Origin of the sequence: Spiroplasma taiwanense CT-1, assembly GCF_000439435.1 — a bacterium.
GTDB classification, from domain to species: Bacteria; Bacillota_I; Bacilli_A; order Mycoplasmatales; family Mycoplasmataceae; genus Spiroplasma_A; species Spiroplasma_A taiwanense.
The window spans coordinates 857,530-882,210 of record NC_021846.1 but is presented as its reverse complement, the minus strand read 5'-3'; the positions used below and the strand labels follow the sequence as shown (position 1 = coordinate 882,210).

19 protein-coding genes and 3 rRNA genes are annotated in these 24,681 nt (G+C 28.8%); 18 read left to right on the top strand and 4 right to left on the bottom strand.

The annotated features are described in order from the left end of the window. The first annotated feature begins 106 nt into the window (after positions 1–106). A complete protein-coding gene (locus STAIW_RS04455) occupies positions 107–1,069 on the top strand; it encodes a 3'-5' exoribonuclease YhaM family protein (protein WP_020834637.1) in 963 nt (320 codons plus the stop codon). Positions 1,070–1,122: 53 nt separating this feature from the next. Here the strand turns inward: STAIW_RS04455 and STAIW_RS04450 are convergent, their stop codons facing one another. From STAIW_RS04450 to STAIW_RS04440, 3 genes are read right to left on the bottom strand one after another with little or no spacing between them, the layout of a single operon-like run. After that, positions 1,123–1,530 (bottom strand): HIT domain-containing protein, encoded by a 408-nt coding sequence (locus STAIW_RS04450; RefSeq protein ID WP_020834636.1) that lies wholly within the window; start codon positions 1,528–1,530, stop codon positions 1,123–1,125. Positions 1,531–1,585: 55 nt separating this feature from the next. Beyond that, a complete protein-coding gene (locus STAIW_RS04445; protein WP_020834635.1) occupies positions 1,586–3,325 on the bottom strand; it encodes a hypothetical protein in 1,740 nt (579 codons plus the stop codon). Beyond that, the gene (locus STAIW_RS04440; RefSeq protein WP_020834634.1) at positions 3,325–5,721 is read right to left on the bottom strand and encodes a lipoprotein; all 2,397 of its coding nucleotides are present in this window, start codon (positions 5,719–5,721) and stop codon (positions 3,325–3,327) included. Before STAIW_RS04440 ends, STAIW_RS04445 begins: the two co-directional genes overlap by 1 nt. A gap of 207 nt (positions 5,722–5,928) precedes the next feature. On the opposite strand from STAIW_RS04440, the gene sufC reads away from it, so the two are divergent. From sufC to sufB, 5 genes are read left to right on the top strand one after another with little or no spacing between them, the layout of a single operon-like run. Continuing rightward, a complete protein-coding gene (gene sufC / locus STAIW_RS04435) occupies positions 5,929–6,672 on the top strand; it encodes a Fe-S cluster assembly ATPase SufC (RefSeq protein ID WP_020834633.1) in 744 nt (247 codons plus the stop codon). Further along, on the top strand, positions 6,672–7,442 hold the full coding sequence (locus STAIW_RS04430; RefSeq protein WP_020834632.1) for a SufB/SufD family protein: 771 nt from the start codon (positions 6,672–6,674) through the stop codon (positions 7,440–7,442). Before sufC ends, STAIW_RS04430 begins: the two co-directional genes overlap by 1 nt. After that, entirely contained in the window at positions 7,442–8,656 is a 1,215-nt protein-coding gene (locus tag STAIW_RS04425) for an aminotransferase class V-fold PLP-dependent enzyme (RefSeq protein WP_020834631.1), read from the top strand. Before STAIW_RS04430 ends, STAIW_RS04425 begins: the two co-directional genes overlap by 1 nt. Before the next feature lie 16 nt (positions 8,657–8,672). Then, complete coding sequence (locus tag STAIW_RS04420) at positions 8,673–9,107, top strand: iron-sulfur cluster assembly scaffold protein (protein ID WP_020834630.1); 435 nt, start codon at positions 8,673–8,675, stop codon at positions 9,105–9,107. 3 nt (positions 9,108–9,110) lie between these two features. Beyond that, the gene (gene sufB, locus STAIW_RS04415) at positions 9,111–10,523 is read left to right on the top strand and encodes a Fe-S cluster assembly protein SufB (protein WP_020834629.1); all 1,413 of its coding nucleotides are present in this window, start codon (positions 9,111–9,113) and stop codon (positions 10,521–10,523) included. A 32-nt stretch (positions 10,524–10,555) separates the two neighbouring features. Here sufB and STAIW_RS04410 read toward each other — a convergent pair whose 3' ends face one another. Further along, the gene (locus tag STAIW_RS04410) at positions 10,556–10,795 is read right to left on the bottom strand and encodes a NifU family protein (protein ID WP_020834628.1); all 240 of its coding nucleotides are present in this window, start codon (positions 10,793–10,795) and stop codon (positions 10,556–10,558) included. Positions 10,796–10,883: 88 nt separating this feature from the next. Between STAIW_RS04410 and STAIW_RS04405 the strand changes: the two genes are divergently transcribed. The 12 genes from STAIW_RS04405 to pheS all read left to right on the top strand — a co-directional run bounded on the left by STAIW_RS04405 (position 10,884) and on the right by pheS (position 24,670). Beyond that, a complete protein-coding gene (locus tag STAIW_RS04405) occupies positions 10,884–11,210 on the top strand; it encodes a S1 RNA-binding domain-containing protein (RefSeq protein ID WP_020834627.1) in 327 nt (108 codons plus the stop codon). 19 nt (positions 11,211–11,229) lie between these two features. Beyond that, the gene (locus STAIW_RS04400) at positions 11,230–12,510 is read left to right on the top strand and encodes a glucose-6-phosphate isomerase (RefSeq protein ID WP_020834626.1); all 1,281 of its coding nucleotides are present in this window, start codon (positions 11,230–11,232) and stop codon (positions 12,508–12,510) included. Positions 12,511–12,577: 67 nt separating this feature from the next. Further along, a complete protein-coding gene (locus STAIW_RS04395) occupies positions 12,578–13,084 on the top strand; it encodes a dUTP diphosphatase (RefSeq protein WP_020834625.1) in 507 nt (168 codons plus the stop codon). 18 nt (positions 13,085–13,102) lie between these two features. Beyond that, on the top strand, positions 13,103–14,200 hold the full coding sequence (locus tag STAIW_RS04390; RefSeq protein WP_020834624.1) for a hypothetical protein: 1,098 nt from the start codon (positions 13,103–13,105) through the stop codon (positions 14,198–14,200). 4 nt (positions 14,201–14,204) lie between these two features. After that, on the top strand, positions 14,205–14,957 hold the full coding sequence (locus STAIW_RS04385) for a TrmH family RNA methyltransferase (protein ID WP_020834623.1): 753 nt from the start codon (positions 14,205–14,207) through the stop codon (positions 14,955–14,957). A gap of 19 nt (positions 14,958–14,976) precedes the next feature. Beyond that, positions 14,977–16,392, top strand: coding sequence for an NADP-dependent glyceraldehyde-3-phosphate dehydrogenase (locus STAIW_RS04380; RefSeq protein ID WP_020834622.1), 1,416 nt, complete (start codon positions 14,977–14,979; stop codon positions 16,390–16,392). Between the two features lie 115 nt (positions 16,393–16,507). Further along, positions 16,508–17,713 carry a hypothetical protein gene (locus STAIW_RS04375; protein ID WP_020834621.1) on the top strand — a complete coding sequence of 402 codons (1,206 nt, stop codon included), beginning with the start codon at positions 16,508–16,510 and terminating at the stop codon, positions 17,711–17,713. 294 nt (positions 17,714–18,007) lie between these two features. After that, positions 18,008–19,528 (top strand): 16S ribosomal RNA (locus tag STAIW_RS04370). A gap of 291 nt (positions 19,529–19,819) precedes the next feature. Continuing rightward, positions 19,820–22,731: ribosomal RNA gene (locus STAIW_RS04365) — 23S ribosomal RNA — on the top strand. 111 nt (positions 22,732–22,842) lie between these two features. Next, a 5S ribosomal RNA gene (gene rrf, locus STAIW_RS04360) occupies positions 22,843–22,948 on the top strand. Together the 16S, 23S and 5S rRNA genes form the textbook arrangement of a ribosomal RNA operon. 60 nt (positions 22,949–23,008) lie before the next feature. Continuing rightward, on the top strand, positions 23,009–23,587 hold the full coding sequence (locus tag STAIW_RS04355) for a hypothetical protein (protein WP_020834620.1): 579 nt from the start codon (positions 23,009–23,011) through the stop codon (positions 23,585–23,587). Positions 23,588–23,623: 36 nt separating this feature from the next. Continuing rightward, positions 23,624–24,670 (top strand): phenylalanine--tRNA ligase subunit alpha, encoded by a 1,047-nt coding sequence (pheS, locus tag STAIW_RS04350; protein ID WP_020834619.1) that lies wholly within the window; start codon positions 23,624–23,626, stop codon positions 24,668–24,670. Positions 24,671–24,681: the final 11 nt, after the last annotated feature.

Sequence of the window (24,681 nt, the reverse complement as noted above, 5' to 3'; positions counted from 1 at the left end):
TAATTAATTTTTAAGATATAAAATAGTAAATTAAATATTATCTTTAAATGATTTTTTATATTAGTTCTTTTTTGTTAAAATTAACATAGTATTGAGGTATAGGAAAATGATAAATGAAATAAACTTAGAGTCAAAAAATATTGAATTAATTGCAAGAATTGAGAAAGTATTCTTGTCAACAGGAAATAATGGGTCTAATTACTTAATAATTAATTTAATAGATTCAAGTGGAAGAATTGAAGCGAGATTATGAAATGCGATTGATAAGGATATTGAAAGTTTAAAGAGTGGAAGTGTTATTAAATTAGAGGGTGTTGCAAATCTTTATCGTCAACAATTACAACTTAAAATATTGACATATTCAATAATAAAACAAGATGATTTTAAAAAGTACAATATAAAAGAAGATATGTTTAGTATTAATGCGCCAATTAATATAGAATTATATTTTGGAAAAATAATTGAATTCATTATCTTATTTAAAAATGAAGTTTATAGGAAAATAACAAAATCAATATTAGAAGAATATGAAACAGAATTTAAGACATTTCCAGCAGCAATAAGCATTCATCATAATGTTGTTGGGGGGTTATTTTGACATAGTTATTCATTACTAAATGCTGCAAAAGGTCTAAAAGATACTTATAAATATGCAGAAATTGATTGAGAATTAGTATACTGTGGTGCTCTCTTACACGATATTGGAAAAGTAATTGAAATGGATGGTAGAAATGCCTCAGAATATACAAATGAGGGAAAATTACTTGGCCATATATCAATAGGTAATAATTTTGTTTATAAAAAAGCAATTGACTTAAAAATCGATCATGATCAAGAAGTAATGAAGCTTCAACATGTAATTTTAGCAAGTCATGGAAAAAATGAATATGGCTCACCTGTAGAACCTATGTTACTAGAAGCTGTAATTATTTCCTCATTAGATGCACTTGATGCAAGAATTTATAAAATAAATGATGAATTATCAAAGGTTGAAAATGAAGGGTGAACTTCAAGAATTCTTTCTGAGGATGGAAGAAGTTATTTAAAACATTTCAATAATAAAAAATAGCCTGTATCTAAAATCAAATGTTTTTAGTAAATACAGACTATTTTTTATTATTTTTAATTTTTTAATTTTTTATGAATATTGTGTAAATCATCTAAATCGTCGACTTCTTTATTAACTTTAAAAGTAAGTCCTTTTTCTCTATGATATTTTGGAATTATATGTTCATGGTAGTGAAACACTGTTTGAAATGCTTCAACACCTTGATTTGAAACAAAATTGAAACCAACTGGATTTAATTTCTCATTTAATAAATCAGTTACTATTCTTTTTGTCTTTACAACTTCACTCAAGTAAAAATCATCAGTTTCTTGAAAATTCTCAAAATGTTTTTTTGGAATAACCAAACTATGTCCATCACTATTTGGATAAAGATCCAAAAAAGCAATAGTATGTTCATTTTCAAATAATATTTTTGCTTCCATTTCTCTTGCAATAATTTTGCAAAAAATACATTCATTCATTTTTTCACCTCATAATAATTTTACAAAAAAATAAACCAAAATGTTGGTTTATTTTTTAATCATCTTCATCATCGTTATTTTTAATATATTTTCCAATTTGATCATATAATCCAGCATAATATACTTGATCTTCATCTAAGTACATTGAGTATAAAACAGTTTTTGATAATTCACTTGTTGAACTATCATTAGAAACAAGATATTTTATTTGATTTAACATTGCTTCTTGTTGTGTCTTATCTAATGAAATGTCTTTGATATCTTTTGAGTGTAATTCTTTATTATCTTGGGCATTTCATCTATCTTTATAAACTGTTTCATTACTGATTGTATTACTAAATTTAATTATTGATTTTTCTTCATCTTTTTTACCATTAATTGAGTAGTAATTACTACTACTATCATTTGAAGCTCCAAGAAGCTCAATCATATATATTGGTAAAACTACTACTACTACTTCATAGTTTTTATTTTCTGAATCTGCAAATGATCAACTTCCATCTGTTGATTTTAAAACACCGCTTCCATGAGTTCAATTTTTTACAGCATCTTCATAACTTTTCCCTGAAATAGGGCTAGTTCCAATTGATGAACCATTTTCATAAAGTGTAAATCCTTGAAAACCAGATAATCCAAAGTATGGATCGTAGGCATCTTTTTCATTAGTTATAATACTTGGCGCATCAGCAGTCTCAGTAAATAATTCATATATTTCTTTAATACTTTTTGTAACATCTAATGCTCCAGAAGCTTTATCTTGAATAATATTTGAACCTTCAAATATATCTCTAATCTTATTTTTTATAGTATTTCCATTTGTATTATCAAATCTAAGAGTTCAAACCATTTTGACATTTGTTTCTCATTTTTCATTTCCAGAAATTTCTTTTAAAGTTTGAGTTTTTGAAAATAATGCAGAAGAAGGATTAATATATGGTGCTGCTTCTGCATTAGTATTTTTTTTAATATTAAACATATTTGAATCTAAGAATGAATTAGTAAGTAAATTTGCATTTATATCTTCTAATAGTTTAGATTCAAAATAATCTTGAAATCTTAAATATAAAGCTGTTTTTGAAGAAATCAGCTGCATTTTTCCATCTTGATCTTCAACATAAAAGTTTCCATTACTTCCTTCTTTAAATTCAGAAGTTAAATCTTCAATTTTTGGAAGATTAGGTGAATTACTACCATTTTCTGTTGCAAATTGTCAAATTTTTTCATCTTTATTAGAAGAAGTTGGTTCCTCTGAACTAATATAAATTTTTGAACTTTTTGCTATAGTAATTGAAATATTTTCACTGTTTTTAACAACTGTTTTGTCTTGAATTGGATTTAAAGCATAACCATCTTGCACGTTTTTATAATCTAATCTATTATTTTTTGTAATCGATTGAGTGTATTCTGTAAATAAGTTATCTTCTGCAATTGTTCTACTTTTTATGTCATATTGATTTTTAAAAGTTTCTTCAATTTTTCCATTATTATCAAGTGCATATTCTTCAAAATTTAATGTCTTAAATTTTGAATTAGTTGAGTCAAATGAATATTGTAAAGAAATTAATTCATTAATCATGTTTACAACAACACTTGTTATTTGTGATGAATCAAAAAGACTACCAAAATCAATATTTGCTAATGAACTATCTCCTGAAAGTTTTACTAAAATATCTTTAACAATATTTAAGTTTAATTTAGGATTTGTAACTCTTTCACCATTACTACAAGCAACAACAAGAGAAGAAGCAGAAACTGATAATGAAGCAATTCCTAAAAGACTAAGTAATTTTTTCATTATTTTACCTCCTTGTTTGTTTTAAAGAATAAACCATATTCAATCTCATCAAAAATCCTTAAAGAAAGCTTATTTAAATCAAGATTATTATTAAATTCCATTGAAGAATTTAATAATAGGCGCGTAGATTTAGTTGGTTTTCAAAAATAATTTTGAGATCTAGAAATTAAATCATTTTTATACCAACTATTTTCAATAATAGCTTTTGGATAACCACTAGCATCAGTTTGAGATTTTATTGTGTCAACTCAACTTTTATTTGCTTGTGCAAAAGAAATACTTGGTTGAATATTAGTTCAATCTTGTTTAGTTTTTAAACCATTAAAGAATCATGATTGTGTGCTTGTTGCTAATTCTCCGTTTGTTTCAGAATCAGTATTAAACTCTATAAATTGCTTAATAAATTCATTTTGATCAATTTCTTCATTACCACTTTTTGGTTTTGAAATTTCTTTAAAGTAATCAAAAACACAAGTCATTCAATATGCAGAAGAACTATCTGAACTTGAAGAACTAATTTGTGCTCAAGATTTAACTTCACTAAGAATATCAAAACTTGTTGATGCACCTTTAAGACCCTTTACTAAAGAAGTGTTAACTAAATAATGTAAATAAGGATTTGTAACTTTTGAATTCATTTCTGAAAAATATGTATTAGCCCCAATTCCTGAGTCAGCCTTTTGTAAATTACTTTCTGTATCTTCATCTTGAGAATCTGAAGTTGTTTTAACATCTTTATTAACAGTAGTTTGCATTTTATATACTTTTTGTTCATCTGTTAATTTTGAATATTTTTTAAAAGTACTTAATTCCTTAAGAGTTTCAGAATTTACTTTATCATCTTCAATTCCTTTTTGCCCAGTAAGTTCTTTATTTGCACTTTCTGATTCCTTTAAAAAACCATAACCGTCAATATTAACAATATGAATTCCTGTTGAATCTATATAAATTAAGGTTCCAACTTTTAAAGCACCATAAAATTTTTTTTCTTCATTTTTAGTTCTATTAATTTCAGGAATTAATTTATTTATAAATTCCTTGGCATCCCCAGTAATTTCAATTTTCTGGACATTCTCATTTATATTCTTATCTGCTGCTTCTCCTAAAACATAGTCGTATACTACTGTTCTTAAATCTTGAGTAAAGTCTGTAGAATTATTTAATGTTAATAATTTTTCATATTGTTTTACTGTAGCTTTAGGATGTTTTAAAGTTCCTCCAGCCATATAAGTTTTTCAAGATTTGTTCTCTGTATCATTTTTAATTTCAGCTAATAAATCAAAAGTATTTTTTTGATCTGTATCTCCAACTGCTGATTTAAAATCAGCTTCTGTAATTCCATCATCAAATTTTCCATTTTCTGAAAAACCTATTGTTATTTCACTAATAGCTAATGGAGCTTGAACATTGTATCATTTATCTACAAAAAATCTTTGAGAGCTACTTAAAAATCCACTTCTTGAAGTTGAATCACTTATAGTAAATTCATCAATATTTGAAGGAGCATCATATAAAATATTTTCTCCATTTTCCCCAGCAATGTCTTTCCCTGTTACTTCTTTTGCAGTTGCAATTAGAACTTCATCAGTATCTGAAGATTTAGCTTTATTTTCTCAAGCACTTGAATCTTCAATTGTTGAGTTATAAATTTGTGATAATTGATCAATATCTGAACGAATATATGCAATTAAATCCGCATTTGCTTCAGTATTTGCCACATATGCTTTTAATTTTAAATATTTTGTTTTAATTGTATTTTGGTCAACTCAAGTTACACCTTGTTGATCTGTATTTATTAATACATCTAATAAAGTTTTTGAAGCATTATTAGATGAATCAGTTAATAAAATATCTGCTTTATATTTTGCTTCTAAAAAGTTTCTATCCATATCATCTGTATCTTCTTGATAAATTGTATATTTATTTAAAAGCATTTTATCTCATTCAGATTCTCATTTTTTACCATAATCTTTTTCATATTTTTTCTTTTCATTTTCAATTTGTCTATCAACATTTTTTGATAGAGTATCTCATCTTGAAACTAGTGTATTTGCAAGATCATAGTTATTGTATGGATAAGAATCATCTAGAACATATTTTCCATTTCCATCAACATAGTTATTTTTTGCATTTGATAAAATTGATAAATTTATCATTTGCATTAATTCTAAAGTTAATTTTTCTCTATTTTTTGGTCCATTTTCAGCATTAATTAATTTTCATAATATATCTGATGTTTTGATTTCTGCAACTCCATCAAGTTTTTTTAAAAACTGAATAAGAATTGAATTACCATCTTGATCTTTTTGATCATAATCTGTAGCACAAGCTACAACCATTTGTCCAGTTGTAGCAATTATACTAATACTACCTAATAGTGTCAGTAATTTTTTCACACCATTCACTCCTTGTTTTGTGTATCAAAATAATTATAAAGAAAAAAACTTAAAAAAAAAGGACTTTTAATTAAATTTTGTTATTTATTTTCAATAAAAATGGTTGAATATATTAAAATTTAATTGTTTTTTGTAAATTGAATTAATATACTTTTTTTGCTTTTTTAATATATTTACAAATATAATAATTATGCAGGGAGAAAAAACATGAATAAATTAGAAATAATAGACTTATATGTAAAAATAGAAGAGAAAGAAATTTTAAAGGGTATTAATTTAATTATTAACTCTGGAGAAATTCATGCTTTAATGGGTCCAAATGGTAATGGTAAATCAACTTTACTAATGGCTATAATGGGACATCCAAAATATGAAATTACGTCAGGTGATATAAAAATTAATGGAGAATCCATTTTGGAATTAAGTGTTGATGAAAGAAGTAAACTGGGAATATTTCTTGCAATGCAAAATCCTCAAATAATTCCGGGTGTAACAAATTTAGAATTTTTAAAATATATTGTAAATGCTCATAATAAAGAATCTAAAAAATTGCAAGAAATTTTTAAAGAAGTAAAACAACAAGCAAATAATTTGGATTTTGATTTAAATATGTTGAAAAGATTTGTAAATGATGGTTTTAGTGGTGGAGAAAAGAAAAAAAATGAGATTTTACAACTAAAATTATTAAATCCAATTTTTAGTTTGATTGATGAAATTGATTCAGGACTTGACGTAGATGCTTTAGAGGTTGTTTCAAAAAATTTAAATGAAATTGATTTATCAAAAAATGCAATGATAATTGTTTCCCATTATGATAGATTTTTTAAAAAAGTTACACCAACACATGCGCACGTTATTATTAATGGAAAAATTATTAAGAGTGGTGGTAATGAAATTGTTGAAAAAATTAATACTGAAGGTTATTCATGAGCAAAGGAATTGGTTAAATAATGTTAGAGATAGCTTTATCACCAGCATATTTAGATTTTAGAAATGAATTACCTAGTAGTTATACTTTTAGTAAAAATGAAACAAAAATATTGCTTTTAGAAAAAGCACAAGGAAGTATAGAGTTTGATATTAATAATAATACAGAATTAAATTTGGTGATTTTATTTTTGCCCTCAATTGATAATTCAAAAAAAATATTTAATTTGGATTTTAATTTAAATAAAAATAGTAATTTAAATTTAAAAATAGCAAATTTAAATAATTTTAATTGTGATGATAATATATCAATTAATTTAAATGGAGAAAATTCATTAATAGATTATTATAGTTCTACAATTATTAATAAAAATTTTAATAAAAATAGTGTAATAAAATCTATTCATAATTCTAGAAATTCTTCTTCAAATATTCAAGCATATGAAGTTTTAAAAGATATTTCAAAAGGATTTATAAGATGTATTAGTGATATAAGACAAGGTTCAAGTTCATCTGAAGCTCATCAAGAATTAAGATTATTAGTTTTAGATAAAGAAGCAAAAGCAGACTCTGATCCAGTTTTATTAATTGATGAAAATGATATTGTTGCAAGTCATGCAAATGCAATAGGAATGTTAGACCCAGATCAAATTTTTTATTTACTATCAAGAGGATTAAATAAAATTGAAGCTCAAGAACTTATAATCAATGGTTATTTTGAACCAGTATTTCAATTAATTGAAAATGAAGATTTATTAAATTATTTGAAAAAAACTTTAAAGGAAATGATTTAATGAACTATAAAGAAAAATTTTCTTATTTTAGAAATAATGCTGAAGAAATTTATTTTGATTCTGCTGCTACAAGCATAAAATTTGATGAAGTTATTAAAGCACAAAGTGATTATGATTTAAAAATTGCTGCAAATACTCATAATTCTTTATTTGATAATGCATATAAGGCAAATACTTTATTAAAAGAATTAAGAACTAAAATAGCAGATTTTATTGGAATTCAAAATTATAAAGAAATTATTTTTACAAGTGGAGCAACTTACTCATTAAATCAATTGGTATTTGGCTTAAAAGAAATATTTAAAGAGGGTGATGAAATTTTATTAACTGAACTAGAACATTCTTCAAATTTACTTCCTTGAATGGTACTTGCTGAAGAAAATAAGTTAAAAATTAATTATTTTAAACTCAGTGAAAATTTCTCTATTGATATTTCAAAAATTAATGAATGTGTAACAAAAAAAACAAAAATTGTTTCTTTTGCAATGAATTCTAATACTATTGGAATCCAAAATGATGTCATTAACATTGTTGAAGAAATAAAAAAAATTAATGCAAATACAATAATTATTTTGGATCTTGCACAATCAATTGCTCATAATATTATAAATTTGAAAGAGCTCAATGTTGATGCAGTTGCATTTTCAGCTCATAAAATGTATGGTCCATTTGGTTTAGGTATTTTATGAGCAAAACAAGAATTACTAAAATTAATGAAACCAATTCTATATGGAGGAGGAAATAATTCAAGTATTTTTAAAAATTCATATAAATTAGCCCCAATTCCAGAAAAATTTGAAGCAGGTACATTAAATTTATCTGCAATTTATGCATATAATAAGTGTATTGATGTTATAAATGAACTAGGAATGAAAAATCTTATAGAATATGAAAAAAATCTAAAAATGTACTTTAAGAGCAAAATTAATGAAATTAATATAAATAAATTTGAATTCTATAATTTAGAAAATGATCAACCAATTTTGTTATTTAATTTAATTGGAGTTAATGCACAAGATTTTGGATCTTTTTTAAATAAAAAGTACAAAATTTCAGTTAGAGTTGGAAAACATTGTGCAAGATTAACTTCAAATTTATTAAATGTTGAATCAACAATAAGGGTTAGTTTCTCTATTTATAATACTAAACAAGATATTGATACATTTATTGAAGCATTAAAAGATTGTGATGATTGAATAAACGAAATTATTTAAAAAAGGAGAAAACAATATGTTTAATAAGGCTGATAAAATTCAATTAAGACAAATTATAATGGAACATTATACTGAGCCAGAAAATAAAGGTCTTATTAAAAATGAAAAAGCTATTATTAAATTTCAAGATTCTCCAACTTGTAGTGATGAAATAAATGTTCAATTATTAATTGAAAATAATAAAATAATTAATGCAAGATTTGATGGAAACGCTTGTGCAATTTCAACAGCATCAACAGATATCTTATCTTCTAAATTAATCAATTTAACACTTAGTGAAGCAGAAGAACAGTTAGTGAATTATTATAATATGATTGCTGGAAATGATTACAATGAACAAATCCTTGATGAATTAATTGCATTTTGAGAAATAAATAAACAAGGAAATAGAATAAATTGTGCACTTTTGGGAGCTGATGGTTTTAGAAAAATATTAAAAGGAGAGGAGTAAAAAATGAAAAAATTAAAACAAGAAGAAGAAATTAAACAAATAGCAGATTATAAATATGGTTTTAATGAGGGGGAATTATCAACTTATAAAGTTGATAAAGGATTAAATATTAATGTTATAAAACAAATTTCAAAACATAAACAAGAACCTGAATGAATGCTAAAATATAGACTTGAAAGCTTAGAAAAATTTAATAAAAAACCTCAACCAAATTTTGGTCCTGACTTAAACTGAGTTGACTTTAATGATTATTATTACTATACAGAAGGTGCTTCAGATACTGTAAAAACATGAGATGAGGTACCAGATAATATAAAAAGAACTTTTGAAAGATTAGGTATTCCGGAAGCTGAAAAAAATTTCTTAATGGGAATAAATGTTCAATGGGATGCAAAACCAGTTTATGAAAGAATGCAAGATGAGTTAACAAAACAAGGTGTAATTTTTACAGATTGTGACACAGCTTTAAAAAAACACCCAGAATTATTTAAAAAATATTTTGGAACATTAGTTGACAATGATGATAATAAATATGCTTCTTTAAATGCAGCAGTTTGAAGTGGGGGAACATTTATTTATATACCAAATGGTGTTAAACTTGAAAAGCCATTGCAAGCCTATTTTAGAATAAATTATCAAGCTTCAGGTCAATTTGAAAGAACTCTTATAATTGTTGAAGATGATGCAGAATTGCATTATATTGAGGGATGTACTGCACCAATTTATTCAAAAAATAATTTACATGCTGCAATTGTAGAAATTTTTGTTGGTAAAAGAGCTTCTATGAGATATACAACTGTTCAAAATTGAAGTGACAATGTTTTGAACCTTGTAACAAAAAGAAGTTTAGTTGAAGAAGATGGAAGAATGGAATGAGTGGACGGAAATATTGGTTCAAAAGTGAACATGAAGTATCCTTCTTGTATTTTAAAGGGTGATAGAGCACAAGGAGATACAATTTCTATAGCAGTTGCAAAAAAAGGTGTTTATCAAGATGCAGGAAGTAAAATGATTCATTTAGGTAAAGAAACAAAATCAAAAATTGTTTCAAAATCAATAACATTTCAAGGTGGAACTGCAAATTATAGGGGACTTGCATATATTGGACCAAATGCTATTAATTCAAAAGCAAGAGTAGAATGTGATACTTTAATTTTAGATAATCAATCTCATTCAGATACAATTCCTCAAAATAAAGTTCATAATAATGAATCTCAAATTGAACATGAAGCAACTGTTTCAAAAGTAAGTGAAGAACAATTATTTTATTTAATGAGTAGAGGTTTAGATGAAGCACAAGCACTTGAAATTATAGTAATGGGTTTTTTAGAACCTTTTACAAAAGAATTACCTTTGGAATACGCAGTTGAGCTTAATCAATTAATAAAAATGGATATGGAAGGATCCGTAGGTTAAAATAAAAATTCCACAATTGTGGAATTTTTATTTTACATTACTAATTCAACACCATCTAATTCATATGGGAATTCTTCTAGTAAAACTGTTTCAATACCTTCTTTAAATGTTAATTCTGTCATACTACAACCAACACAATTTCCTTTTAAACGAATATAAACAAGTCTATTTTTTATTGCAACAAATTCCATATCTCCACCGTCTTGTGTTACATACATTCTTAATTGCTCTAAAACTTGTTTTACTTCTTTTTCTAAGTTATTTTTTTCCAAATTAATCACCTCTATTTAAAATTTTTTTTAAAATTTAATTTATTATTTAATTTAAGTTTACAATTATATTGTAAGGAGAGCAATGAAAATGTTAAACAAAGGACAAAAAATAAATGCAAAAGTAACTGCTATAGTTAATTATGGTGCTTTTTGTGAAATAGAACATGAAAATGAAATAATTAAAGGACTAATTCATATTTCAGAAATTTCAGATTTTTTTGTAAAAAGTATTAGTGATTTTTTAACTGTTGGACAAGAATATGAAATAGAAGTTATAGAAATAATTGATGCTAAAAATCAAATAAAGCTAAGCTATAAAAAATTAAGACCAGAATTATTAAAGTCAACAGATGTAAAAATTAAAGAAACTGGCAGTGGATTTGATAACTTAAAGAGCAGTATAGAATCTAAATAAAATAGGAGATGCATTAACAATGATAAAAAGCAATTTTAAAAATACTAAAATTGAAAGTGAAATCAAAAATTTTGATATTAAAAAAATAAATTTAATTCATGAAATGATTGAAAATAAAACAGGACTAGGAAATGATTTTTTAGGTTGAGTTAACTGGCCAGTTGAATTTGATGAAAATGAATTGAAGAAAATGAAAGAAGTAGCAAGTAAATTAAGACAAGAAATTGATGTTCTACTTGTTGTTGGTATTGGTGGAAGTTATCTTGGGGCGAGAGCAGCTGATGAAATGATTAGAGGTTTATACCATAAAGATAAGGTTGAACTAATTTACATAGGAAATACAATTTCTTCTTCATATACACAACAAATTATTGATTATTTGCAAAATAAAGAATTTGGAATTGTAAATATTTCTAAATCAGGAACAACTACTGAACCTGGAATTGCTTTTAGAGTTTTTGAGCAATTATTAGTTAATCAAAAGGGAAAAGAAAATTCAAGATCAAGAATTATTGCAGTAACAGATAAAATAAAGGGAGCTTTAAAACAATTAGCAACTGCTGAGAATTATGAAACTTTTACTATTCCAGATGATATTGGAGGTAGATTTTCAGTATTTACTCCAGTTGGAATTTTTCCTCTGCTTGTAGCTGGTGTTGATGTAGACAAAATATTTATTGGAGCTAAAAAAGCAATGGAAGATACAAAAAATACTTGAAATGAAGCTTATAAATATGCTATTGCAAGGTATTTATTACATAAACAAGAAAACTATAAAGTAGAAACATTGGTAAGTTATGAAATGCAAATGCAGATTTTTACTGAATGATGGAAACAGTTATTTGGTGAATCAGAAGGAAAAGATGGTAAAGGATTATTTCCAACTAGTTGTGTTTTTTCAACTGATTTACATTCGCTTGGACAATTTATTCAAGAAGGGTCAAAAAATGTTTTATTTGAAACTGTTATTGATGTTAAAAAACCTCAAATTGATTTAAAAGTACCACTAAATGATGAAGATTTAGATGGTTTAAATTATTTAACCAAAAATTCATTTCATGAAATTAATAGAACAGCATTAGAAGGAGTAGTTGATGCTCATGCAAATGTGGGTCAAGTTTCAAATATTATTTTAGAATTTGAAAAAATGGATTCAGAAATGTTTGGTTATGCAGCATATTGATTTATGAAGGCTTGTGCAATGAGTGGATACTTACTTGAAGTAAATCCATTTAATCAACCAGGTGTTGAGGTTTATAAAACAAATATGTTTAAACTATTAAAAAAACCAGGATTCTAAAAATTTTAAAAAACGATAGTTGAATATCGTTTTTTTAAATTAAAATTATATTTGAAGTAGGTGTGAAATGTTAAAAAATAAAAATTTAATTTATTTAAAAGATAAACAAATAATTTTAGATAAATATATTATGGAAAATAAAGGTTTAGTAGTGAATTCTGAAATAACAAAGAAAAAAATAATTGCATTATTGGTTGAAATTTCAGAATTTGTCAATGAGTATAGATCATTTAAATATTGATCAAATAAGAAGCCAAGTGAGAGAAATATCCTTCTAGAAGAATATATAGATGCACTTCATTTTATATTAAGTTTAGGAAATGATTTGAATTTTAATTTTGAAAAATTTAAAAATCAATCTACTTTAAATATATTAAATATTGATGATTGAACAATTGAAGTTTATTTAAAAATATTAGAATTTCAAAAAAACCAAGATTTCAATTCATTTTCAATTTTATTTAATGTTTTTTTAGTTTTAGTAGATTTATTAAATGTTTCAGATGAAGAATTATTAGAAATTTATAACAATAAAAATGAAATAAATTTTAAAAGACAAAATACTGGTTATTAATAAAAAGGGGGTTCAAAAATGAAAAATAAAAGAAATGAAATTTTTGATTATAAACCCTCAAATTCAAAAGATCCAAGAATTCCTTCTTTAGATATTAATAAAACTGAACCTCAGGAATTAGAAAATAAAGAAGTTAAAGTTAAAATAAATAAAATAAACAACGAACAATTGAATGAAGACCTAAAAATTGATAATTCAAAGGCAAAAAATCTTATTCAAAAATTAAAGGAAAGTAGTAATTTTGTAAAAAATCCTTTATCTAATTCGAATGAAATTAAAAATCAAGTACATGAAGAAAATTTAGAAACTCAAAGTAAACTTATTCTTCCAGATCCAAATTCTGATTTAAACATTTTAAATTCATTTAGTAAAAAAAGAGAAAAATCTGTTAATTTAATTAATAAAACACAAGAAGTTATGAAAACTTTAAAAAATGAACCACATATTAAATTAACTGAAGAAGAAAAAATAAAAATAATGAAAAATTTTAAATATAAAATTGTAAAAGTTACAAATAGAGAAATTCTTATAAAGAACAGCAAATATGGCTTTGAAATTCATCATAATAATACAGATAAAAGATATTGAGTAATTACAATTTGTTTTGAAGAATTATGAAATCCTAGAAAAATAAACTATATAAATTTATGAAGTGGAAATTCTTTTATTGGATATGGTTTTAATACATTAGATCAATGTATTGAAGAAACAAAAAAATTAATGGTTAGTGGTAAAACGGGAAATATAATTTGAAAAGATTTTGTCGTAGATTGAAATAAAGAAACAAAGAGGTTTATTGTAGCAGATAAAGCTAAAAAATTTACATATGAAGAGTATAAAAAAATAGTAAAGTGATATCATGAAAATAAAATTTGAATACTTGTTAAACAAGAAAAAATTAAAGATTATGAAGATATAATGCAAGAAGCAAAAGAAAAAAGAAAAAATGGAGAACAACTTTCGCCATTATTTGAAATTCAAGCAAAATTAATAGAACCACCAAGAAAAGCTAATTATATTTTTAGTTATCCTGTTGAAAATCCAAAATATAAAGGAAAGGACTATGAAAATCCTGAAAATAAGCTATATGAAATAGCTTTCGGATTTAGTGAGTAAATACATGCAAAAAATAACTTCTGTGGCAAATAAGCTCATTCAAGAGTTAATTTTATTAAAAGAGATAAGTTATCAAAAAGAAACTAAAAAATATTTGATAGAAGGGCTTAAAATGGTGGATTTGGCAATATCAAAAGGAGTTGTAGAATCTATTTTTATAGAAAAACAATATATTGATAAATATAAAGATTTTACTAATTCTTTTGAAATTACAGATAATATTTCAAAAAAAATATCTTCACTAAAATCATCACAAGGAATTTTTGCAATATGTAAAATTCAAGATTTTAAGGAAATTGATTCTAATTATTTAATTCTAGATGGAATACAAGATCCAGGAAATCTAGGAACATTATTAAGAAGTGCTTTAGCTTTTGAATTTAAAAATATTATTTGTTCAAATGATTGTGTAAATTTTTATAATTCAAAAGTATTAAGAGCCACTCAATCGAATCATTTTGAATTAAATTTAATAAATACGGATTTAAAAAAATTTTTAGAAGAGTTAATCCAAAAGGAAGTCGTTATTATTGGAACTATTTTGCAAAATGAAAGTAATTTTAATTATGAAAAAATAAAAAAGAAAAAAATTGCTTTAATTTTAGGAAATGAAGGAAATGGAATTTCAAAAGAAGTTAGGGATTTAATACAATTAAATGCAAAAATTAAAATAAATCCTGAGGTGGAAAGTTTGAATGTGGGTGTTGCAGGCTCAATTTTAATGAATGAAATATATTCAAAAAATAAGGGTGTATAATTTATAAGAGGTGGAAAAAATGAGAAAATATAATGCTTTAATTAATAATGAATTAATTGATAATGGGCAATGATTAGAAATTATGAATCCAACAACTTTAGAAATTGCAGGTAAAGTTAGTGCTTTAAGTGCAAAAGATATTGATAATGCTTTTAAATATGCAAGACTTTCACAAGAAGCTTGAGAAGCAAAACATTTATTAGATAGAATTAATATTTTAAAAAAATTTAAAGATTTAATTGTGGAAAATAAAAATGAAATTGCACAAATTATGACAGAAGAAATTGCAAAATCCTTAAAAGATTCATTAAATGAGGTTGAAAGAACTATTGAAATAATTGATTATACGTTTGAAGAGGCAAAAAGAATTGATCCACATTCTCAAACTGGAGAAGGAATGGGAGCAAAAAATAAAATTGGTGTTTTTTCAAGGGTTGCAAAAGGTGTAATTCTTGCAATTTCTCCTTTTAATTATCCTTTTAATTTAGCTTTTGCAAAAATAATCCCAGCATTAGTTATGGGAAATACAGTTGTTTTTAAACCAGCAACTGCAGGAAGTTTGGTTGGAGCATTTATATCAAAACTTGTAATTAAAGCAAATTTACCAAAAGGAATTTTTAATATCGTTACAGGACGAGGAAGAGAAATTGGAGATATCATAACTGCAAATAAAGAAATTGATATGATTTCTTTTACAGGAAGTGTAAATATAGGGAATCAAATTAGAAAAAATGGAAGCACAACTGATTTAGTTTTGGAGTTGGGAGGAAAAGATCCAGCACTAGTTTTAGATGATTTAAATTTAGAAAAATATGCAGAGGAAATAATTTCAGGGGCATTTAGTTATTCAGGACAAAGATGTACGGCTATCAAAAGAGTTTTAACTACAAATCAAATTGCAGATAAATTATTGCCAATTTTAAAGCAAAAAATTGAAAAATTAACTGTAGGTTCACCTTTTGATAATTGTGATATAACACCAGTTATTGATGAAAAATCAGCAAATTACATTTTAGGTTTAATTGATAATGCAAAACAAAATGGTGCAAAAATAATCACAGGATATAAATCTGAAAAAAATTTAATTTGACCAACACTAATTGATAATGTTTCAATTAAAATGAGAGTTGCATGAGAAGAACCTTTTGGTCCAGTTTTGCCAATAATTAGATTAAATTCAATTGATGAAATGATTAAAATTTCAAATGAATCTGAATTTGGACTTCAAGCAAGTATTTTTTGCCAAGATATTTCAACAGCAATAAATACTGCAAAAAAAATAAAGACAGGAACAATTAATATAAATTCAAAATCTCAAAGAGGTCCTGATTCTTTTCCTTTTTTAGGCATTAAAAATTCTGGTGAAGGTGTTCAAGGAATTAGAGAATCATTACTAAGCATGACAAGATATAGAGGAATAGTTTTAAATTATTAAAAAGTCAATTGACTTTTTTTATTTATATATAATTAATAATTTTTAGGGTTTGTAATAAATAAAATTATGCTAAAATAGTAATATATTGTAGGGCAAATAAGATGGGGGAAGTTTTATGAAAATGATGAAAGTTTTAAGTTTTTTATTTATATTAATGGGAGGACTTTTTTCATTTTTTGGTCAATCTTTTTTCTTACATAATGAAACAATAGTTTTTATTTTTGGGGGTTGGCAATTTTCAATGCTAAACATTTTGCCAATTTTATCAATATTATTTTGTTTGTTTTTACTTTTAACAACAACTTTTCATGTAATTAATCAAAAATTTAAAAAGTTATGGTTTATTACAGTTGGTATTGCTTTATTAAATTTAGTTAATCCATTAGTTTTTATAATTATTATTTTTAATAACAGTATAGAATTATCTATAATTTTTGAAAAATTATATTTAAACTATTTATTATCTGGGTTATCAATAGTTTTTATGATAATAGTAATAAGTTTTTTATTAATATTAACAAAAGATAAAATAGAAGAAAAAGTAAAAGATAAAGATAGAAAAGTTAATTTGCAAACTGAAATTGTAGCAGAACAAAATAATAATAATATTCAAAGGGCACTTAATATAAATCCAAATTTCACTTCAACTCCAAATGAAGAAACTTTTAATATTGCTGATAAATTAGAACAATTAAAAAATAATTTAAATAATAATGTTTTTCAAGAAGAACATATGAATTCTGTTATTAATGAGGTTGAGACTCAAAAAACAAAGGAATTAGATTTAAAGTCTTTAAATGATGAAGTTAGTGAGAAAATTGAAATTATTGATAATTTATCAAATAATCAAAAAAATGATGAAATTAGTAAAAATAATTTTAGTAATGTAGTATCTCCAAATAATATTCCAAAAGAAAATGATTTACCCCCAATTTTAGTTCCAAAAGATCCATATAAAGAAACAATTGTTCCGAGAAGATCACAATATAGAGCTGAAAAATTTCAAAAACCAATTGGGAATGTCGTTGCAAATCAAAATAATGTAAATTCTCAAAGAAAAGTCCCAAAATATGATAGTAATTATGAGGGTAAAGTTTTTCTTGGTGATTCTGACAAAATTTGAGAGGCTATGAAAAAAAAAGAAAGAAATTTAATTAATAATAATATTGCTTTACCAATAAATCAAAGTAAAGTAAATTCTTTAGCAAATAGTACAAAAAAACAAAAAACAAAAACAATTGATGTAGATTTGAATAAAATTTTAGATCCAGTAAATGAAAAAAAGTCAGATTTTATGCCAACAATTGATTGAGATGATTAAAAAAGCAAAAAAAAATTAAAATTTTTGCTTTTTTTTATTTTTTTTTTAAAAAGTATGCTATTATAAATCTTGTCAATAAGTCTGCTTTTTGAAATAAAAAAAAATAAAAAATTTCAGAAAAAGTATTGATTATTGAAAATAAATCATATATATTATTATATGTCGCTCGTTATGAGTGAAGAAACGATCTTTGAAAACTAGATAGAACAACAACCAATTTAATTTGTACAATTTATACAAGTTCAATTTTTTGAGATAGAGATATAGCCAAGAATCAAAATTTTCACATTAATTTTTAATGAGAGTTTGATCCTGGCTCAGGATGAACGCTGGCGGCATGCCTAATACATGCAAGTCGAACGGGGTGCTTGCACCCAGTGGCGAACGGGTGAGTAACACGTATCTAATCTACCTTTTAGTGGGGGATAACAGTTGGAAACGACTGCTAATACCGCATACGACACCATTATGGCATCAGAAGGTGTTAAAAGGCCCGTTTGGGTCGCTAGAAGATGAGGATGCGGCGTATTAGTTAGTAGGTGAGGTAATTGCTCACCTAGGCGATGATACGTAGCCGAACTGAGAGGTTGATCGGCCACATTGGGACTGAGATACGGCCCAGACTCCTACGGGAGGCAGCAGTAGGGAATTTTTCACAATGGACGAAAGTCTGATGAAGCAATGCCGCGTGAGTGATGACGGTCTTCGGATTGTAAAGCTCTGTTGTAAGGGAAGAAATGCTAGAAAAGGAAATGTTTTTAGTTTGACGGTACCTTACCAGAAAGCCACGGCTAACTATGTGCCAGCCGCCGCGGTAATACATAGGTGGCAAGCGTTATCCGGATTTATTGGGCGTATAGGGTGCGTAGGCGGTTAGTTAAGTTTGAGGTTAAAGCCCGGAGCTCAACTCCGGTTCGCCTTGAAAACTGGCTAACTAGAATGCAGGAGAGGTAGATGGAATTCCATGTGTAGCGGTGAAATGCGTAGATATATGGAGGAACACCAGTGGCGTAGGCGGTCTACTGGCCTGTGATTGACGCTGAGGCACGAAAGCGTGGGGAGCAAATAGGATTAGATACCCTAGTAGTCCACGCCGTAAACGTTGAGTACTAAGTGTCGGCATTTTGTCGGTGCTGCAGCTAACGCATTAAGTACTCCGCCTGAGTAGTATGCTCGCAAGAGTGAAACTCAAAGGAATTGACGGGGACCCGCACAAGTGGTGGAGCATGTGGTTTAATTCGAAGCAACGCGAAGAACCTTACCAGGGCTTGACATCCAGTGCAAAGCTACAGAGATGTAGTGGAGGCTAACATTGAGACAGGTGGTGCATGGTTGTCGTCAGCTCGTGCCGTGAGGTGTTGGGTTAAGTCCCGCAACGAGCGCAACCCCTATCATTAGTTACTAACATTCAGTTGAGGACTCTAATGAGACTGCTAGTGTAAGCTAGAGGAAGGTGGGGATGACGTCAAATCATCATGCCCCTTATGTCCTGGGCTACACACGTGCTACAATGGCTGATACAAAGAGTTGCAATCCTGCGAGGGGGAGCTAATCTCAAAAAGTCAGTCTCAGTTCGGATTGAAGTCTGCAACTCGACTTCATGAAGCCGGAATCACTAGTAATCGCGAATCAGCAACGTCGCGGTGAATACGTTCTCGGGTCTTGTACACACCGCCCGTCACACCATGAGAGTTGGTAATACCAGAAGCACGTATCTTAACCGTAAGGAGGGAGCGTACCAAGGTAGGATTAGCGATTAGGGTGAAGTCGTAACAAGGTATCCGTACGGGAACGTGCGGATGGATCACCTCCTTTCTATGGAGTATTCGTAGATTTAGAGAAAAAGCTGTGTGAAATATAAAACAGCTTTTGGTTATATCTAAGTTCTATCTAGTTTTCAGAGATTGTTTTTTATGGGCCTTTTGGCCCAGACAATTTCTGAAAAGAAAATCGTTCTTTGAAAACTGAATATTAGATGAAAATAGACATTTTATTTTTCTTACGTTTCATATATGAAAACGTATTTAGTAACTTAAAAACAATTACTAAGAAAACTAAAATTTCATTAATTTTATAGATTATCTATATATGCAAATAGGTTTTTCTTTAGAAAGTATAGTAAGGGCGTATGGTGAATGCCTTGGAAAATGGAGCCGATGAAGGACGCGACTACCTGCGAAAAGCGCCGGGGAGCTGGAAGTAAGCTTTGATCCGACGATATCCGAATGGGGAAACCCACTATGATTAATCTCATAGTATCCACAACTGAATACATAGGTTGTGTGAAGGGAACCTAGGGAACTGAAACATCTTAGTACCTAGAGGAAAAGAAAACGAATGTGATTCTGTTAGTAGCGGCGAGCGAAAGCGGAACAGGCCAAACCGGTCTACGGGCCGGGGTTGTAGGACTCTTGTTAGAGTTACAAAGTTAGTGTATAGCAGAAGCTGTTGGGAAGCAGTGACATAGAGGGTGATATCCCCGTATGCAAAATGCACTAACCTCGAAAGAGTATCCTGAGTACGGCGGGGCACGTGGAACCCTGTTGGAATCTACCCAGACCACTGGGTAAGCCTAAATACTACCATTTTACCGATAGTGAACCAGTACCGTGAGGGAAAGGTGAAAAGTACCCCGTGAGGGGAGTGAAATAGTACCTGAAACCATATGCTTACAAGAAGTCAGAGCCCGTTAATGGGTGATGGCGTGCTTTTTGTAGAAAGAGCCGGCGAGTTACGATATCGTGCAAGGTTAAGTGGAATACACGGAGCCGTAGTGAAAGCGAGCCTTAATAGGGCGTTTAGTACGATGTCGTAGACACGAAACCGGGTGATCTAGCCATGAGCAGGTTGAAGTTAGGGTAAAACCTAATGGAGGACCGAACCAACGTTCGTTGAAAAGACCGTGGATGACTTGTGGCTAGGGGTGAAATTCCAATCGAACCCGGAGATAGCTAGTTCTCCCCGATATAGCTTTAAGGCTAGCGTCGAGGTTAAGAATTATGGAGGTAGAGCTCTGAATGTATGATGGCCCCACCTAGGGGTACTGATTACAATTAAACTACGAATGCCATAATTTCATACTCGGCAGTCAGAACATGGGTGATAAGGTCCATGCTCGTGAGGGAAACAGCCCAGATCAACAACTAAGGTCCCTAAATTTACGCTAAGTGTGTAAGGATGTGGAAGTGCACAGACAGCTAGGATGTTGGCTTAGAAGCAGCCATCATTTAAAGAGTGCGTAACAGCTCACTAGTCGAGTGCTTCTGCGCCGAAAATGTACCGGGGCTTAAGCGTAGTACCGAAGTTTTGGATTTACAGCAATGTAAGTGGTAGGGGAGCGTTCTAATTGCAATGAAGTCAGACTGTGAGGACTGGTGGAGCGATTAGAAGAGATTATGCCGGCATGAGTAACGTTTGGGAGTGAGAATCTCCCATGCCGTTTGACCAAGGTTTCCTGGGCAAGGTTCGTCCACCCAGGGTTAGTCAGGACCTAAGGCGAGGCCGAAAGGCGTAGTCGATGGACAACAGGTTGATATTCCTGTACCACCTAACAAAGTGATGGAGTGACGGAGAAGGATAGTGGATGCCGGCTGTTGGTTATGCCGGTCTAAATACAAAGAGGTGTACGTTGGCAAATCCGCGTGCTATAACCTTGAAGTATGATGGGGAGTGAACGCTTCGGCTAGTAGCGAAGTCCATGACTCCACGCTTCCAAGAAAAGCTTCTAGCGTTAATTTGTTAGGTGCCTGTACCGAGAACGAACACACGTGGTCAAGGAGAGAATCCTAAGGCAAGCGAGATAACTATAGCTAAGGAACTCTGCAAAATAACCCCGTAAGTTCGCGAGAAGGGGTGCTCACTTATGGTGAGCCGCAGTGAAGAGGGAGGGGCAACTGTTTAGCAAAAACACAGCTCTCTGCAAAGTCGTAAGACGAAGTATAGGGGGTGACGCCTGCCCAGTGCCGGAAGGTTAAGAGGAGATGTTAGCTTCGGTGAAGCATTGAATTGAAGCCCCGGTGAACGGCGGCCGTAACTATAACGGTCCTAAGGTAGCGAAATTCCTTGTCAGGTAAGTTCTGACCCGCACGAAAGGCGTAATGATCCCTTCGCTGTCTCGGCTATAGACTCGGTGAAATTTTAGTACCAGTGAAGATGCTGGTTACCCGCAACTAGACGGAAAGACCCCGTGGAGCTTTACTATAACTTAATATTGAATTTTGGTGTAACATGTAGAGGATAGGTGGGAGACTTTGAAGCGGTCACGCTAGTGATCGTGGAGTCATCCTTGGAATACCACCCTTGTTATATTGAGGTTCTAACCTAGGTCCGTTATCCGGATCAGGGACAGTGTTTGGTGGGTAGTTTGACTGGGGCGGTCGCCTCCTAAAATGTAACGGAGGCGCTCAAAGGTACCCTCAGTACGGTTGGAAATCGTACGAAGAGCGCAAAGGTATAAGGGTGCTTAACTGCGAGACTTACAAGTCGAACAGATGCGAAAGCAGGACTTAGTGATCCGGCGGTCCCGTGTGGAAGGGCCGTCGCTCAACGGATAAAAGTTACCCCGGGGATAACAGGCTGATCTCCCCCAAGAGTTCACATCGACGGGGAGGTTTGGCACCTCGATGTCGGCTCATCGCATCCTGGAGCTGTAGTCGGTTCCAAGGGTTGGGCTGTTCGCCCATTAAAGCGGTACGCGAGCTGGGTTCAGAACGTCGTGAGACAGTTTGGTCCCTATCTGTTGTGGGCGTAGGAAAATTGAGAAGAGCTGTTCCTAGTACGAGAGGACCGGAATGGACGCACCCCTGGTGCTCCTGTTGTCACGCCAGTGGCACAGCAGGGTAGCTATGTGCGGAAAGGATAATCGCTGAAGGCATCTAAGCGAGAAGCCTCCTTCAAGATGAGTTTTCCCATTCTTTTGAAGTAAGATCCCATGTAGACCACATGGTTGATAGGTTGGGTGTGTAAGCACGGTGACGTGTTCAGCTTACCAATACTAATAGATCGAGGTCTTTCAAAGAAAGAAACCTATAAACATAATTGCTTGTATAGATATATAAATCATTTAATATTCAGTTTTGAGAGAACGATTTAGTTATTATATTTAATAACTTTTCTCTCAAAGAAAAAGATCTGGTGATCATAGCGTTGAGGTCACACCTGTTCCCATGTCGAACACAGAAGTTAAGATCAACTACGCCGACGATAGTATAATGCGAAAATAGGAAGTTGCCAGTTCAATCAAAACCTACTCATAAAAGGGTAGGTTTTTGTTTATAATTTTAAAGAGGATATAAAATGAAAAATTTAGATTATTTAATTAATAAATACAGTAAAAAAATTTTAAAAGTAAAATACAATTCAATTAACTTTTATTGAGAATTTATTAATTTTACAGATATAGTAAATACTAATAATTTTATAAAAATGTTTAAAAAGGCCTTAAATACTGAATATAATAAAAAACAAGAAGATGATATTAAGGAAAAAATTCATGAATTAAGAAATATAATTAATTATTATTTAAATAAAATCAAAAATTTAGATTTTTTTGAATATAAAATAACTATTTTAGATAATTTATTATCCTCAATATACAATAGTATTAAAAAATTTATTAATAATATAATAGTTACTTACTTATTTTTTGAAAAAATTCATGAATCAATTTTTGAAAATGAAAAGTATTTTGATAATGATTTATTTTATGAGTGAAAACTTGAAATATTAAAATTTGAATTAATTAAACATAATCTTATTTTATTAAAGTCTTTAAACTATAATAAAAAATTTGAAAAAAACATTATTCAAGAGCAAAAAAATATTGAAAACTCAAAAATTAAAATATCTGAGTGTTATATTAAAGCAATAATTTAGTATAATAAATATGCTTTACATTAGAAAAGGTGCATTATGTTAGAAAAAATTGATCAAATATTAATAGAGTTTAATAAAAAAGTAGATAAAATTAATTCAAAAAATGATTTAGAAGAAATAAAAAAAGAATTTACTGGAAAAAATTCAAAATTAATGGAAGTTCTGAAAAGTTTGAAATCATTTTCTCCAGATGAAAGAAAAATTGCGGGTTTAAAAGCAAATGAAGTTAAAATAACTATTAATGAAAAATTAAATATAATTTATGAAAAATTGAATCAAGATGAATTAAAATCTATTTTAAAAGCTGAAAAAATTGATTTAACAATGAAAGGTATTAATCTAAAATTAGGTTCAAAACACCCTTTAAATTTAGTTATTGAAGAAGTTTCCAAAATTTTTAGTGAATTAGGATATGAAATAGTTGATGGAACTGAATTTGAAACGGATGAATATTGTTTTCAAAAATTGAATATGCCAATAGGCCACCCAGCAAGAGATATGCAAGATACTTTTTATATAGATGAAAATACTGTTTTAAGAACACATGCTACAAATATGACAGCAAGAATGTTAACAAATGCTGCTATTTCAAAAAATATTAATGTTGCTGCATTAAGTTATGGTAATGTTTATAGACGTGATGATGATGATGCAACACATTCACATCAATTTATGCAAATGGATGTTTTTGCAATAAGTGAAAAAATGAGTTTTGCAAATTTAAAATGAGTTTTAGAATATATGTGTAAAAGATTATTTTCAAATGATACAGTTATTAGAATGAGACCTAGTTTTTTTCCATTTACTGAACCATCAGCAGAAGTTGATGTAAGTTGTATGAATTGTAATGGAAAAGGATGTTCAATTTGTAAATTTACTGGATTTATTGAAATATTGGGTTCAGGAATGTTAGCACCAGAGGTTTTACAAGCAAATGGATTAGATTCAAATAAAGTGAGTGGTCTAGCATTTGGAGTAGGAATAGAACGCTTAGCTATGTTAAAATATGGTTTAAAAAATATAAGAGATTTATATGAAAATGATATAAGATTTCTTGAACAATTTAAGTTTTTTGGAAATTAGAGGTAATTAGA